The organism is Enterococcus sp. AZ149 (genome assembly GCF_051714285.1).
GTDB classification, from domain to species: domain Bacteria; phylum Bacillota; class Bacilli; order Lactobacillales; family Enterococcaceae; genus Enterococcus_D; species Enterococcus_D entomosocium.
The window spans coordinates 1,744,385-1,758,963 of sequence record NZ_JBIORO010000001.1 but is presented as its reverse complement, the minus strand read 5'-3'; the positions used below and the strand labels follow the sequence as shown (position 1 = coordinate 1,758,963).

Here is a 14,579-nt window from a genome sequence, read left to right as displayed (position 1 = left end):
GGGTGATTATGGGGCTTTTGACAAACAAAGCGCCTGGAGGCATCAACTGACTCAACGAAAAGGAGTAGATACGAATCGAACCTTCAGAAATCCTGCAAGAAGAACAGCAGCTGCAGTTTGCTCATTTTGACAATGACCTCGCATTGCGGTTGGTTATTGCCATCGATCAGTACGTTAAAAGGAACTACCCGAAGCCGGTAGGAATCAAAGTTGTTCATCATGGCTTGCCGATCATTCGATTTTTAATGGCAGGGCGAAAAGAAAGCCCTTGGCTTGAAAGAAAAGAACGAACGGTACTAGAAAGCGGGCATAGTTCACTATACGTCTATGCGCAAAAAAATAGAGATATACAATTTGCTAAATGGGCACAAGACGAACATTATGCAATTTGTGGTGGTGGTTTTCCAATTATCGAAGACAGAAATGTAACGGGTGCTATCTGTGTGTCAGGTTTGGCTCATTTAGAGGATCATAAAGTGATCACCGAGGTATTGAAACAAATGATCTAAGAAGATAGAAAAGGGGAAGCAAGATGAACTTAGCGATTTTAGGGGCAGGCATGATCGTCCATGATTTTTTGACGGTGGCAGGGGATGTCCCACAGCTTGAACTGTCCGCTATTTTTGGGACAGAAAATGATTTAGAGAAAATGAATCACTTAAAACAGCAATACGGGATTCAAACCGTCTATACAGAGTTAGGGGCATGTTTGGCGGATCCCTCCGTTGACACCGTGTATGTCGCATTGCCCAATCATTTGCATTATTCCTTTGCCAAAGAAGCGATCCTCGCTGGCAAACACGTCATTTGTGAAAAGCCATTTACGTTGCAGGCACGAGAATTAGTAGAATTAACAGAATTGGCTGCTGCCCATGGGGTGCTTTTGATGGAAGCCATCACGAATCAGTACTTAGCCAACTACCAAGGAATAAAAGCGCAGCTTGAAACATTGGGAGAGCTGAAAGTGATTGAATGCAACTATTCGCAATATTCTTCTCGTTATGATTCATTCAAAGAGGGAACCGTTTTACCTGCATTTAACCCAAAAATGGGTGGTGGGGCATTGATGGATATCAATATCTATAATATTCATTTTGTGGTCGGGCTTTTAGGAAAACCTAAAAGTGTCCGCTATTTTGCTAATGTCGAAGAGGGGATCGATACTTCTGGCATGCTGTTTTTAGACTATGAACAAACAAAAGTCGTTTGTATTGGCGCCAAAGATTCGACAGCGACGATTCGCTCAACGATCCAAGGGACGAAAGGATCGATCATCGTCAATGGACCGACGAATATGCTTGCCAGCTATGACGTTGAACCGGTCAATGGGGCAAAAAGCCATCAGGATCAAAGCGTTCACGGACATCGTATGTTTGAAGAATTTGCCCGTTTTGCACAAGCCATTCACGAAAATGATCATGCCTTTGTCAAGGAACGCCTTGCACATAGCAAGCTGGTGATGGAAGTAGTGGAAAAAGCATTGGCAGATGCCCAGATTGTATTAGGATAATCGCATCAATGTGGAAAGACACCAGCTTCTTAGAGAAGTTGCTGGTGTCTTTGTCTGTTGTCTTATTTTTTCTTCTTTAAACTCAATAAGGTTAGTGGGATACCCAAGGTGAGATAGCCGACAATTGTCATCAAACAGACGACCAGCCAAAAGTTATCTACTGCTAGAAACGCAATCAGGCCATAGGCCACCAGAATCGAGAGGAAATAAAAAAGAAAGAGCTGAAAAAAACGTTTAAAACTCACAGTCATTCATTCTCCTTTGTCGTTAAACTGACAAGAAAAGTATACCATATCAAACGCAATTTTAAGGGATGATTGTGATCATTCGCAGGAGCCGTTAAAGGCGAATTGTTTTGTGGGCTGACCGTGATTCGCTATACTTGAAGGGAAGAGAAAGAGCAGGATTTTTTTAAGAGAAGGAGGAGACAGATGAAAAAGGTGGATGTACTGATTATCGGAGCGGGTCCAGCTGGTACGGCTGCTGCCTACGGGTTAAAAGCCAAAGGAAAGACAGTGGCGATCGTCGAAGCTGATTTATGGGGTGGCACGTGCCCCAATCGCGGGTGCGATCCGAAAAAACTACTGATGCGAGGCGTAGAAGTCAAAACAGAGGCGAAACGTATGCAAGGCAATGGCGTTCAAGGGCAGGTAGCCATTGATTGGCCGGCACTGATGGCGTTTAAGCGCTCGTATACTGATCGTGTGCCGGAGTCAACCAAACAAGGGTTACTAGCAGAAGGAATCACTACTTACTACGGACAAGCCGCTTTTCGTGATGCCCATACGGTCGTCGTGGACGCCGAAGAGATTCAAGCAGAAAAAATAATCATTGCGACAGGACAGCGTCCAGCCGTACTACCAATCGTCGGCAAGGAGCATTTACAAAACAGTACTGATTTTCTTTCCTTTGAAAAGATGCCAGCAACGATTGCTTTCATAGGTGCTGGATATATTACCTTCGAATTGGCGATGATCGCTCAAGCAGCAGGTGCTGAAGTTCATGTGATTCATCATAATGACCAGCCACTAAAAGGATTTGATGCTGAATTGACCGCAGAAATGGTTCGTTCAATGCAGGACCAAGGTGTTTCGTTTCACTTTAACCAGAACACACAGCGAATCATGAAAGAACAAAACCACTATACAATTCAGACACAAGCGTTGTCTCTCACCGTAGAAGCAGTGATTGGTGCCACGGGACGCAGACCCAATAGCGATCAGCTGCAACTGGAAAAGGCAGGGGTAGAAACGTCAAAACAAGGGATCGTTGTAAATGAGTTTTTGCAGACTAGTCAAACACACATCTACGCAATCGGAGATGTGCTAGCGAAAAAGCAGCCAAAACTGACGCCTGTTGCTAGCTTTGAAGCCGCCTATCTTGTCGAGCATATAGATGACCAGAAAACGCCCATCCGCTATCCGCTAATCCCTACGCTGGTTTTTGGTGCGGAAAAACTGGCAAGAATCGGAATCAGTGAGCAAGAGATTGCCGATCATGCCTCAGAATATCATAGCGAGGTGATGGATCTTTCTTCTTGGTACACCTATCGACGAATCAATGATCAAGAGGCAAAAATCAAATTGGTTTATGACACATCTGATACAATCGTTGCTGTCACGATTTTTTCTGCATTGGCGGATGAGTTGATCAACCACTTCGTTTTTGTGTTGGAAAATCAGCTATCGAAAGAAGCACTGGCACAAATGATTTTTGCCTACCCCACACCTGCTAGCGATTTGTCCTATTTTCTATAAATAAACAAACAAGCCTGCGCTAGTTTCCGCTAGCACAGGCTCTAAATTATTATGTCCGTATTGACTATAGTCTGCCAACCTTAAATGAACCTTAAAGTTAGGCTGGGTTTCATTTAAGCAATGTCTTTGTTTTCTAGTAACCCTAGGTTTAGGCTTTTTTTGAAAGCCGACGGACAGCAACAATCAGTACGATCGATGACAAGAAGAGTCCGATCAAATAGATGATGAAAATAAAATCCGGCTCATAATGCCGATAATTGAATATTTTTATCATAAAAAAGAGAAACGGGATCGCTGCAATAAGGGTTGAAACGAAACGTTTCCGCCATTGTATGAAAAACGATCCAATCACTAGAAAAAGACAAAATGGGACCCAGAAGATCAGATGTCCGATAAGTTCGATTTTTCACACCTCCTAGCAAGTAAAATCATCATAACGTTTCTTCCTAAAAAGCAAGCGTGAATGAAAAAATAATCCCATTAGGCACGTATGAAATTATGAGTGGAGTCTTCTGAAAAGTTCACAAGAAATCTGAGAATTTCAAAAGGAAATGAAAATCGAGCAATTAGGAATGTCCCAATAGTCCGAGACAAGAAAGCACCTGTTGCAGCATTCGTTTTCACTTGAATCCTGCAAGAGGTGCTCTTCCGTAGAAAATCTGGTGCTTTATTCAATTGATATCAAAGAAATGATTAGGAAGGAACGGCAGTCTTTTTTTATGGCAAGATATTCTTACTATACAAAAGGGAAATGATCATACCTATATCCAATAGATCCTTATAATAAAATCCTTTCAGTGGACCAAAGTGTAAGAAAAATCCGAGAATCAGTAATACAAACAGCAGCAGAAAAAGCAGGTTGAAAATGGTCATCAAGCGAAAACTGAAATGCCAATTACTCAAGAAATACTGATATTTGGCTGCTCTGTAAATTTTGTTTTGAATTGGAATTTTCTTGAGTGCAGGGATCGATTCATGATAGGACGTAAATAATTCGTAGTCTTTTTTCGTCAGCACTTCTGAGAAAATGTGCGTCCCCGCTTGAAAGTCGAAATAGCCCCAATGGAATTGTTCTTTATCCTCTGGTGATTCGTGCTTCATCAGCTTTCTTGGCTTGATGGTGAACGCCTTGATGTTCTCATAGGGGTAACTGAAATAGGTGTTACTTTCTAAATAGTCGATGATGACCAGAAAAAGCATTCGGGTTTCTGTGAAAACCAACAAACGATTGCCGCGGGTATCATGAAAGATGTCACGGTATGCTTTTGCTTTCTCAGTTGTTGCATACGCATAGGCGCCAAGCCCTTGGTTGGCGAAGGCGAGGTTTCCATCTGGCGTCAAAGGCAGATAGCCAAGAATCGTTTCGTCTTTTGCTAAAAGCGTCCGAAGCTCCTCTAATAGATCTTGCAAGAAAACATATTGTTTGGACAGCTCGAAGGTTGTTGCTTTTTCTTGTTCAGTTACTTTTATCAGTGATTTATTTTCATTTAAGACTAACTGTTTAAAATCCATCGATAGTCATCCTTTCTTTTAAGCGTTTGCGGCCACGGGAAAGACGATTGTAGATTGCTGAGACATTTAAGTCCGTCTGCTCTGCGATGGTTTCGGGTGATTCCTGATAAAAATAGTAGAGCAGAAAGATCCTTTGATCAAGGGCTTCAAGGTCTTCAATAAAGCCCAAAAAGTTTTCCTTTGTTAAAGGTGATTCTTCAATAGCTAGTTCCTGCTCATCAACAGGTTTTTCTTCCAATGAGCGCTTGTTCAACTTTCGCTTGTGGTCAATCGCACGACTACGACTGATCAAAAGCAGCCAAGTAATCAAGCGGCTTCTGTCAGGTTGATACGCAGCAATCTTTTGCCAAACCTCGTAAAAAACTTCGTTCGCTACATCTTGGCGCTCGCTCACTTCATGCGGTTGGGAGAGGACACTATGAATCGTCCTCAGCATGCTATCACCATAAACAGCTAACAGTTCTTCTAAGCCGGCATAGTCTTTCTTTTTGATTCGTTTAATGATTTCTTCATCCTGCACCTTTTTCACCCCTTCACACTATATACGAAGAATTTTTGTCTTTTCTATCAGAAAAAGAAAAAAACCTCTGTTAACGAGGTTCATGTTCTTTGGCCATAAGATCTGTTGCTAAGCGCTGTGCCAAATACTCCCAAAGAATGCCACCAAAAAAAGCGCCTATCATATAAAGAGTGGCTGCTTGCAGCTCCAATGGATTATTTGCTAGCCGGAAAGAAAACAGCGAGCCGATGATGAATAGGTAGCTGCCAAAAAGCACTTGCCGCCACGAGCGTTTTTTAACAAACTTGCTAATGAGAAAGGTTGAAAGGATCATCAAGAGAATTTGGATGAATGCCAGAGAAGGAAAAAGTGCAAAGTCAGAAACAACCATTTCCCTCAATTGTTGAATCAAGAAAAAGAAAGCAAAGAGAATGAGCCCGCGTGAGAATATACTAAGCCGCAAGGAAGATATTTTTTTTCGCATTGGTTTACTCCTTGAAAGGTTTTCTTTATTATAGCAAATTTTTAGTTAAACAATGTAAAAAGATGAACGAGAAGGTCTGCAAAAAACTTCTCCTAAGTATGCGCTCTTTTAGTATACTTGAAAGAAACGAGTGGATGGACTCGATACATGAGGAGGATTGCATGCCAATGATTCTTTTTGCACCTGCGGTATTCAACTTGGCTGAAACGACACGGATGATCGAAGTCGCTAAACAAATGCAAGGAAATCACCACTGTGAGTTCTTTGGTTTTTCAAAGACCTTTGCTTCACTTATCATTGAAAGTGGTTTTACGTACCATTTATTGACGCCGACTCTGACAGAAAAACAAGAGGAACAGATCATAAAATTAGATCAACTGCGCTCATTCAAAAATCCCTTCACCAAAGAGATGGTTGCTGCGCGTATCCTGAGCGAAAAAAAACTGGTCGACAAGCTTGCTCCTCAGGTGATTGTAACTGGATCGAATGTCACGATCTTTCTATCTGCTCGCAGCAAACAGATTCCCTTAGTCTACGTAAAACCCTATGCGATGAGTGATCCCTTTTTTCGATCAGATAGCGCGTTTATCCCTTCTAGTTTGCGTTTCTTCGGACCGTTAAGGAAACCACTTTGGTATTGGACAAGAAAACAATTGGTAAAATCCCGCTGGATGCCCCGAGCATTCAAACACGCTGCCCAAACAGAAAAACTTTCTATGCCTGAAACGAGCTTACGAATGATGGACGCTGATTTAAATCTCATCACCACTCCTGAACGCTTTATAACAAAAGAGCTGCTGCCAGATAATTATCGAATCGTGGGGCCGATTTTTGCCAAGATGGGGGCGTCCTTGCCAGAAGAAGTGTTGACTTTTATTGAACAAAAGCGGCGGGAAAGAAAACGAATCGTTTATTTTGCAATGGGCAGTTCGGGGAATCCGCGCATGGTGCGAAAAATCTTAGCTTTCTTACAAAACCGTTCGGAACTAGCGATCATTGCTCCGGTTACTCATCTACTCAAGGGGAAACACAACGTCTCAAAGAATTTGTTCCTGACCGAATATCTGCCAAGTCATCTATTGCATGAGCATATCGATTTTTCTTTTATCCATGGTGGGGAAGGGACTGTTCAAACAGCTTGTGCCTCTGGGAAGCCGTTTATCGGAATCGGGATGCACTATGAGCAAAGCTGCAATATTCAGTACTGCGTGGCGTATGGCAATGCAATTGCACTGACAAAACCAGTAACTGAGAAAAAGCTGGAAACTGCTCTGACAGAGGTTGGAGATCTGAAGATTTGCCAACAAGCCTGCCAGCTAAAGAATCATTTCCCGACAAATGGTCCTCAGAAGGCGATGCAGGAGATTGAGCACTTTTTAGAAATAAACAATAGTGATTATCATTGAGATAATCACTATTGTTTAATAGAGATCTAATAGCATCAGCAAACCTGGGACCCACGTAGTGAAGATACCGCAAGCGATCGCAAAATAATGAATCTTACGACCAAAGTTTACCTTCACGATCGTATCCAAAAAGCCGCAAAACCATAATGCTCCCCATGTTAACCAAATCAGTGCAAAAAGGGGATCTTGCTCCCATTGCCAAGAGACCCAGGCAAAAGGCAAGGTATTGATGGCTACGAATAGCGCAAAAATTCCATAAATCCGTAGATCCAAACCAAAGAGATAAATAATTCCTACTAGTAAATACGTGAAGGCAAAGAGAAAGCCTGTGCCTGCTTCATAATAAGCACCTTGGAGCATATAGATTAGATTGATAATGAAAGATAACGAACCTGTAAAAAGATTAATTAAAGCAAGTGAACGATAGTCAATGTGAAGTAAACTTCCCCAGCCGTTGATTATCAAAGTAATTCCTACAAAAAATAAGCCGATCCCTAACATAAAATCCTCCTTTACTTAAATTTAGAATAACAAAAAATAAGCCGATCCCTAACATAAAATCCTCCTTTACTTAAATTTAGAATAACAAATTCCAAGAAAAAATAATACCTTTATTTATTTTTATGTCAATAAAAAGGAAAATAATTTTCAAATTTACTATTTTTTGCTGTTAAATTTGATAAAATCAATAACAAAGAGCGCTGCTTGCCGATGTTTTTCTCGTTAAGGGGAAAATTCCAGCGTTTAAAAGGAACTTTAACTCGTTGGAAGAATGGGAAAAGAGAGAGGAACAATAGATTTTCAGTGTATTAATTGGACAAAAAGCTGACGAGGCAGTAGCTTATCGGTTTTTACGAATTTGCAGCAGTGAAGACTGTTTTGCGGAAAGGAGGAATTATGCCGAGAAAAGATCGAATCTTACTTTTTATTGACGAATATATGCAAGCTCAAGGTTGCGCACCTACCATACGAGAAATCTGTGCCAATGAAGAGATAAAAACAACTTCTTTGGTTTATCGTCATTTATTGCGTCTTGAAAAAAGAGGCCTGATTTACCGAGCTTATCGCTTTAAGTCACGTTCGGTTCGTTTTACAGACGAAGGGAAGGCCTATGTCAAAGTGTTGCGACAAGCACAAGCCAACGAAGAATAAATAAAACCAAAATAAAAAAGCCTAAGGCTTTTTTATTTTGGTGCACGGTAGCCGGCAGCTTCCGCTTCAGCGATGGTTTTGAACCATTCTTTCGGGTTGGTAGTATCCTCGTAGTATTTAGATCCGGGCAAATGATAGATGCCGCTTCTTGATCCTTTGATCAAACCGTTTCCTTGTTGATCGACATATTCTTTCTGTTTTTCCTCTGTTTCACTGCTTTGAGAAGTGGCTGTTGTCGTGTTGTTTTCACTACTTGTAGCATTCTCCGGCTGCGTCATATCTTCGTTGGAAATCTCGCTGCTACCATCCGCATAGTTGATTGTGACACCATCTTGGATGTTGAAGATATAATAGTTGAATTGGATCGTATCCTCGCCAATAGATTGGGCTTGCATCTGTACCCCACGGGCAACCAGCTCGTCATCGCGATAGATCGGGGTGACGGAATATCGGACATAATGATTTTTATCTTGCTTGAGATAATAGTTGATATCCATTTCTAAGCGCAACATCTCGGGATTGTTCAACTGACTTGTCCCTGTGATCAGATTCTTCCAGTTTGCATTTTCGCCAGCTAAAGCAAAGCCAATCAAGTGGGTTCGATTATATAAATATTTCCCATTAGGGAGCTGTTTATTACGCCAACCTGTCGGTTTTACACTGGAAATATCGCCACGCTTTTCCGTGGGCATCAAGGATTGATTCAACATTGCTTCAGCAGAGGTCGCACGATTGAGGTGATCGAGGTCGCCGTATGCTTCCCAGGCGCCATTTTCAAGGGAAAGATCATCTTCTGAAAACTCAGGAATGTTCTGATTGACTTCAATCGTTTGGGTGCCTTGGTAAGTTAACTGTGCCAGCTCATCTGCACGAATATCCTTAGCAGAAGTGATTGCCACTTCTGATGATGGTGTTTTGTGATTTGGGAATAGATCATTACTGTGTAGGAGACTAAATCCGACTGCTGCGAGTGCGAGAAGCGCAGTGACCGATCCGATAAATGTTTTTTTCTTTGCCATCTTTTTTTGCCTCTCTTTTCATTGATGTATAGTTAGCATAAACGGGGAGTAAAAAAACTGCAACCCATTCATCATACCATTTGCATGGAGCGTTTTACAGAACTTTCAGGTTTCTTTTGCTTTTTGATCTCAAATGTTCTTAACCCACTTTCTTTACCAAGGGAACATGCCTGAATGGTTTTTTTTATTTGCAAGTCAAATTTTTCATGTTTTAAAAAAACTATGTGATATAATGAATAAAGTTGTTGCTATTTCCCTTTGATGCTTGTTTTAATAACAGGCATCTCCAGCTGCGGAACGAAATTTCAGCTGTATAGCACGCAACCTTCAAACGAAAGAAATCTGGACAATTTTCTGAACGATTTCCTTTCTTTCTTTGAGCAAAATTACAGGAGAAGGAGTGTATCCCATGAACCAGCAAGAAACCATCTTACATTATTTAAATCAGAAAGACTCTGAAAAATTAAAAGAACTCGTATCAGGAATGGAAGAGCTGCCGCTGTTACAATTGTTCAGCAATTTATCCGCGGATGAAAAAGTGATCGTTTTCCGACTATTACCAAAAGATAAAGCACTTATCCTGTTTGAAGATTTGACACCAGCTACACAACAACACTTATTACGCTCTTTCACCGATGAACGGGCAACCGAGTTTGTGAACGAAATGGCACCAGATGTCCGAGTAAGACTCTTGGATGAGTTGCCAGCGACCGTAACACAAAAACTTTTACAATCAATGGCACCGGATGAACGTGCTGCAACAAACCTCTTATTAGGGTATGAGGCTGAGACTGCTGGACGTTTGATGACACCGGAATTCATCACATTGAAAAAAAATATGACGGTCAATCAAGCGTTAGAAAAAGTGCGAATGCAAGCCAAAGAAAAAGAAACGATTTATACGCTTTATGTTACTGATCAAACGAAAACATTAGAAGGTGTTTTGTCGCTGAAAGATCTCTTAATGGCGCAAGGGGATCAACTCATCAGTGAAATCATGTCCCAAAAAGTTATTTATGTTACCACGGACACGGACCAGGAAGAAGCGGCACGTTTGCTAAATGAACTAGATATCATTGCGCTACCAGTCGTAGACAAGGAATCGCGAATCGTTGGGATCATCACTGTCGATGACGCCATCGATGTCATCGAGCAAGAAACGACAGAAGACATGTTTAATGCCGCTGGTTTAGTCGATGTTGCTTCTAATGAAGCAGACCGTAGTAACGTTCTGATCAACGGCACCCTTTGGCAAATTTGGAAAGTCCGATTGCCGTTCCTAGTGATCACTTTGGTTGCCGGTCTTTTAGCTGGGGTAGTCATTGATGAATTTGAACAAACATTGGAATCGGTGGCAGCCGTTGCGATTTTTATCCCTTTGATCATGGATATGGGTGGAAACGTTGGTACACAGTCCTCAACTGTTTTTGTTCGCGGGATGTCATTAGGGCATATTGATCTTTCGACCTTCACTCGCCATTTCTTTAAAGAAGTTTGGATCGGCTTAAGTCTAGGTTTGATCGTAGGGGTCATCTCTGGGGCTGCTGCATCACTTTGGCAAGGAATCCCGATGTTAGGTGTGGCTGTTGGTATTTCGTTAGTTTTTGCCATGACCTTAGCCGCAGCACTTGGCTTCTTAGTCCCGTTTGTACTGATTAAACTAAACATCGACCAAGCAGCCGGTTCGGCACCGATCATCACATCGATCAAAGATATCGCCGGCTTGTTTATCTACTTCGTTTCAGTAAATGTTCTTTTGGGTCATTTGCTTTAGCATACTGTCCGTTCCGGTGGTATAATAAAGCGACATCACATGATGAGCACAACATAGAAAGGGGAAATGTCTTATGACAAATCAAATGAAGCAACATCAACTCGGAGGTTTCTCTTTTTAAGTGCGGCCTCCTAACTAACTGGAGGGAAATCATGGAAAAACAAGGAATTGTGGTCTTTCAGGCCAAAGATATTGCAAAAGTCCGCTTGACCACAGGAGAAGAATGTTTAGCAACGGTTTCAGGAAAATTTCGCCAACAGGCACTAGCGCCAAAGGATTATCCGATCGTTGGTGATTTTGTACAAGGACAGGTGTACGATCAAGATCATTTCTTGATTGATGCTTTGCTGCCACGAAAAAGTTTTTTACAACGAAAAGTAGCTGGAAATCGCACGGACGAGCAAGGCATTGCGGCGAACATCGACACAGTTTTTATTGCAACTAGTGCCAATGAAGAATTCAATTTGGCTCGGTTAGAGCGCTTTGTAACGATCGCTTGGGACAGTGGGGCTAATCCGGTGATTCTCTTGACCAAAGCCGATCAAGTTACTGCTGATAAAAAAGCAGAGCTGCTGCAAGCATTAAACGATGCATTTGGTGTGAAAACATTTGCTACGTCCATTTTTGAACCAAACGAATTGCTGATGGAAACGTATTTTTCTGACGGACAGATCAGCGAATTTATCGGTTCATCTGGGGTCGGAAAGTCCAGCTTATTAAATCAGCTTATGGCGCAAGACGTTCAAAAAACCAATGACATACGAGAGGATAGTCGAGGACGACACACGACGACGAGTCGCCAGTTGTTCACTCTGTCCTCTGGCGCAATGATCATTGATACTCCTGGCATGCGGGAAGTTGGCATCAGTACCGTCCGGTCAGCTTCGATCGACCAATCCTTTGAAGCGATCAGCCAGTATGCTGAAGGTTGTTTTTTCAGAGACTGTCGTCATGAAACAGAACCGAAATGCGCGGTCAAAGCGGCCATTGCTGCCGGTGAACTTTCAGAAGAAGCTTTCGCCCGCTATCGTAAAATGGAAAAAGAACTGGCGTATTTGAAGCGAAAAGAACAGATCAAAGAATTGAAAAAGTAAAAGTTAGCACTCCTTTCTTTAAGAGGAGTGCTTTTTTGTACGTGTTAAGAGAGTCTTGTTGAGTAAAGAAGAGGGACGTAGACAATGTCCTTGTGTTTTCACGAAAAGTCGGCCAATTCCACTGGGCACTACATGCTAAATGGTTGAACTAAGCTAAGAACGCCTGTCTGGTTGAAAGCTACCGTCAAGAAAGTCAGTATAAAAAAACACAGTGGGGTGTTTTCCCACTGTGTTTTGAGCAATGATTTGCCCCTGCCAAGGTATTTCAAGTATAAAGCGTTGATTCTTAAATAGCAACTCGAAAAAAATCGCCTCATTCAGCAGAGCGCAGAATTTTCGTCATGGCTTTTCCTTTCGCCAGTTCATCGATCAGTTTATCTAGATAACGAATTTCTTGGACCATTGGCTCTTCGATCTCTTCTACCCGAATGCCGCAAATGACACCAGTGATCTGCTTTCGTGCGGGATTGAGCTGAGGGGCTTGACTAAAAAAACGTTCAAAAGAAAGCTCTTCATTCATCTGTTGCAGCGTTTCTTGGTCATAACCGGTCAGCCAGGTAATAATCTGATCCACTTCTTCTTTTGTTCGATTTTTCCGCTCTGCTTTGGCAATATATAGGGGATAGACTTTCGCGAAACTCATTTGGGTGATCTTTTGATTTTTCATGATATACTCCTTTAGTCTTTACACAAAGTATACTTTATTTTCTTCGTTTTGCCGAGATTTTCGACACTTGTTGTGTGCCAAAAATAGGCGAGGGGACTAAAGAATGATCTTTTCTTCTTGTTCACGAAACCCTAGAACTTTTTGACGTGACTCGCCATCCCAATAGAGTAAGTCCAAATTCTTATGCAGCATTAGCTGTGTATATAATTCTTTCAGCGTCAGAGCGGGTTTTTTTGGTTCAAAAAATAAAATCAATTGGTTATGGCTATCTTGGGCGATCGTCGTAAAAGGAATCAGGTTTTCTTTGTAAGTTAAATAAATTCCTTGGTAATCTGCTGCACTCGACGACGTTGTCAGTGCTGTCAAGAGGTCTCTTGCTCTCATAATGAACCCGCCTTTACTGTTTTTTGTCGATAGGCATCGATATCCAACATGATTTTCGTTTTGCCGTACACCGTATACTTTTGCACCACGAATTGACGGCGCTTATTCCAATAGCCGCCCACGGTTAGAAACATACCGTCATCAACATCCCCTAAAAAATTCAAACTGTGTTTCGCAATCAAACAGTTGGTGGTACCTAGTGTAAAGCGGACCAAAGGGGAGGGGGCAAAGGAGACGATTCTTATTTTTGAGACAGATCCTTTTTGTGTTTCCATCAGGTATTCCTCCTTTAGTAAGTAGTAAAAAGCGGATCATTCGTTGAGATCAAACCATTTTTTCTCTTCATAAAAAGCAACGTGACGAATCTCATCATAATGGATTTTTTCCGTTGTTTCTCCCGTCAAATAAATACCTAATGGGTCATAACCGCTGATTTTCCCGATAATATCTGGAGGATAGCCGCCTTCTTCATTAACTTCTTCTCGTTGGATCGCCACAGTTAGGTTCTTTTTCATGGCTTCAAATAAACACTGATTGATTTCTTCCGTTGTGAGTGACGGCTTAGGTGGACAATCAAACTTACGTGTCGGTTCCTCTTCAATTTCAGTTGTATGCTCAGATAAAAAGAATCCTTGCCACTTTAGCTTTTTTCGATCTTCATATGGTTGTAGCATACCCATAGCAATCACCTCTTATCTATATAATACAAACATACGTTCTCTTTTGTAAAGCGAACAGATTTTTAAATTTCTGATTCTTCTATGAAACATCTAAAAAGGGCATCAAACAAGGGGCTAGTGGTGGGTATCGTTTTTTTGCACTATATCTGTTATAATTTATCCTGAAGCGACGATGAACGATTTGGAAAATAGCTGGCGAAAAAGGAGAATAGTATGTCTGGATTAATCGTGGTCCTGCTTACGATCTACTTTGCAAGTAGGAAAGATAAAGAACAGTGGCTTTTTGATCGCAAACGATTGACTATTCTGGCGCTTATGTTTGTGATCGTCGGCATAAGTTGGGGCTTAAATGACAAAATAATGAAGGATCCTCTGAACCAAAATATTAGAAGTAATTTACTGTTTAATTATTCGTTTCCCTTATTGATATGTATGCTAGGTTTATTTATCAAAGAAATACCACGTTGGGGACGGATCGTGACTTTGTCATTTGGCTTTATGATTTTCGGGTATTTAGCTTTGCACTATTTGATAGGTTTTCACAACCCGTATTGGGAAAATCTACAGCTAAGTCCATTGTATTGGCTGCCAAGTGACTAGCCATACGAAAGTATCGCCAATGGAAACGCAAAAAAGCACTC

The 14,579-nt window shown here is 41.5% G+C and carries 18 protein-coding genes; 8 read left to right on the top strand and 10 right to left on the bottom strand.

The annotated features are described in order from the left end of the window. Positions 1-68: 68 nt before the first annotated feature. Positions 69-509: a heme-binding protein gene (locus tag IGI94_RS08245; RefSeq protein WP_315042034.1), complete on the top strand. Its 441-nt coding sequence runs from the start codon at positions 69-71 to the stop codon at positions 507-509. A 23-nt stretch (positions 510-532) separates the two neighbouring features. Next, the gene (locus IGI94_RS08240; RefSeq protein WP_008379967.1) at positions 533-1,510 is read left to right on the top strand and encodes a Gfo/Idh/MocA family protein; all 978 of its coding nucleotides are present in this window, start codon (positions 533-535) and stop codon (positions 1,508-1,510) included. Between the two features lie 62 nt (positions 1,511-1,572). Here the strand turns inward: IGI94_RS08240 and IGI94_RS08235 are convergent, their stop codons facing one another. Then, a complete protein-coding gene (locus IGI94_RS08235; RefSeq protein WP_005226063.1) occupies positions 1,573-1,761 on the bottom strand; it encodes a hypothetical protein in 189 nt (62 codons plus the stop codon). A 180-nt stretch (positions 1,762-1,941) separates the two neighbouring features. On the opposite strand from IGI94_RS08235, the gene IGI94_RS08230 reads away from it, so the two are divergent. Beyond that, positions 1,942-3,267 (top strand): dihydrolipoyl dehydrogenase family protein, encoded by a 1,326-nt coding sequence (locus IGI94_RS08230; protein WP_008379964.1) that lies wholly within the window; start codon positions 1,942-1,944, stop codon positions 3,265-3,267. Positions 3,268-3,984: 717 nt separating this feature from the next. Here IGI94_RS08230 and IGI94_RS08225 read toward each other — a convergent pair. The 3 genes from IGI94_RS08225 to IGI94_RS08215 all read right to left on the bottom strand — a co-directional run bounded on the left by IGI94_RS08225 (position 3,985) and on the right by IGI94_RS08215 (position 5,762). Then, entirely contained in the window at positions 3,985-4,779 is a 795-nt protein-coding gene (locus tag IGI94_RS08225; protein WP_005235915.1) for a hypothetical protein, read from the bottom strand. Beyond that, positions 4,769-5,308, bottom strand: a complete 540-nt coding sequence (locus IGI94_RS08220; RefSeq protein ID WP_051013026.1) for a sigma-70 family RNA polymerase sigma factor — start codon at positions 5,306-5,308, stop codon at positions 4,769-4,771. The genes IGI94_RS08225 and IGI94_RS08220 overlap by 11 nt, the downstream gene beginning before the upstream one ends. 61 nt (positions 5,309-5,369) lie before the next feature. Next, positions 5,370-5,762, bottom strand: coding sequence for a hypothetical protein (locus IGI94_RS08215; RefSeq protein ID WP_008379958.1), 393 nt, complete (start codon positions 5,760-5,762; stop codon positions 5,370-5,372). A gap of 161 nt (positions 5,763-5,923) precedes the next feature. Here IGI94_RS08215 and IGI94_RS08210 point away from each other — a divergent pair, with 161 nt between their 5' ends. Next, a complete protein-coding gene (locus IGI94_RS08210) occupies positions 5,924-7,168 on the top strand; it encodes a glycosyltransferase (RefSeq protein ID WP_086332390.1) in 1,245 nt (414 codons plus the stop codon). A 15-nt stretch (positions 7,169-7,183) separates the two neighbouring features. Here IGI94_RS08210 and IGI94_RS08205 read toward each other — a convergent pair whose 3' ends face one another. Then, entirely contained in the window at positions 7,184-7,669 is a 486-nt protein-coding gene (locus tag IGI94_RS08205) for an AmiS/UreI family transporter (protein WP_005235922.1), read from the bottom strand. Between the two features lie 396 nt (positions 7,670-8,065). Here IGI94_RS08205 and IGI94_RS08200 point away from each other — a divergent pair, with 396 nt between their 5' ends. Then, on the top strand, positions 8,066-8,320 hold the full coding sequence (locus tag IGI94_RS08200) for a LexA family protein (RefSeq protein ID WP_016620130.1): 255 nt from the start codon (positions 8,066-8,068) through the stop codon (positions 8,318-8,320). 32 nt (positions 8,321-8,352) lie between these two features. On the opposite strand, the gene IGI94_RS08195 is transcribed toward IGI94_RS08200, so the two are convergent. Continuing rightward, the gene (locus IGI94_RS08195) at positions 8,353-9,339 is read right to left on the bottom strand and encodes a DNA/RNA non-specific endonuclease (RefSeq protein ID WP_016611790.1); all 987 of its coding nucleotides are present in this window, start codon (positions 9,337-9,339) and stop codon (positions 8,353-8,355) included. Positions 9,340-9,748: 409 nt separating this feature from the next. On the opposite strand from IGI94_RS08195, the gene mgtE reads away from it, so the two are divergent. Then, a complete protein-coding gene (gene mgtE / locus IGI94_RS08190; RefSeq protein WP_016611788.1) occupies positions 9,749-11,113 on the top strand; it encodes a magnesium transporter in 1,365 nt (454 codons plus the stop codon). Between the two features lie 152 nt (positions 11,114-11,265). Next, positions 11,266-12,207, top strand: a complete 942-nt coding sequence (gene rsgA, locus IGI94_RS08185) for a ribosome small subunit-dependent GTPase A (protein ID WP_438899624.1) — start codon at positions 11,266-11,268, stop codon at positions 12,205-12,207. A gap of 313 nt (positions 12,208-12,520) precedes the next feature. Here the strand turns inward: rsgA and IGI94_RS08180 are convergent, their stop codons facing one another. The 4 genes from IGI94_RS08180 to IGI94_RS08165 form a co-directional block, all read right to left on the bottom strand. Then, positions 12,521-12,874: a DUF2200 domain-containing protein gene (locus tag IGI94_RS08180; protein WP_005235929.1), complete on the bottom strand. Its 354-nt coding sequence runs from the start codon at positions 12,872-12,874 to the stop codon at positions 12,521-12,523. 96 nt (positions 12,875-12,970) lie between these two features. Beyond that, on the bottom strand, positions 12,971-13,258 hold the full coding sequence (locus IGI94_RS08175; RefSeq protein WP_005226077.1) for a hypothetical protein: 288 nt from the start codon (positions 13,256-13,258) through the stop codon (positions 12,971-12,973). Further along, positions 13,255-13,533 carry a hypothetical protein gene (locus tag IGI94_RS08170; protein ID WP_016611786.1) on the bottom strand — a complete coding sequence of 93 codons (279 nt, stop codon included), beginning with the start codon at positions 13,531-13,533 and terminating at the stop codon, positions 13,255-13,257. Before IGI94_RS08170 ends, IGI94_RS08175 begins: the two co-directional genes overlap by 4 nt. Before the next feature lie 36 nt (positions 13,534-13,569). Continuing rightward, the gene (locus tag IGI94_RS08165; protein ID WP_016611785.1) at positions 13,570-13,938 is read right to left on the bottom strand and encodes a hypothetical protein; all 369 of its coding nucleotides are present in this window, start codon (positions 13,936-13,938) and stop codon (positions 13,570-13,572) included. A 213-nt stretch (positions 13,939-14,151) separates the two neighbouring features. On the opposite strand from IGI94_RS08165, the gene IGI94_RS08160 reads away from it, so the two are divergent. Then, complete coding sequence (locus tag IGI94_RS08160) at positions 14,152-14,538, top strand: hypothetical protein (RefSeq protein WP_016620132.1); 387 nt, start codon at positions 14,152-14,154, stop codon at positions 14,536-14,538. The last annotated feature ends 41 nt before the right edge of the window (positions 14,539-14,579 follow it).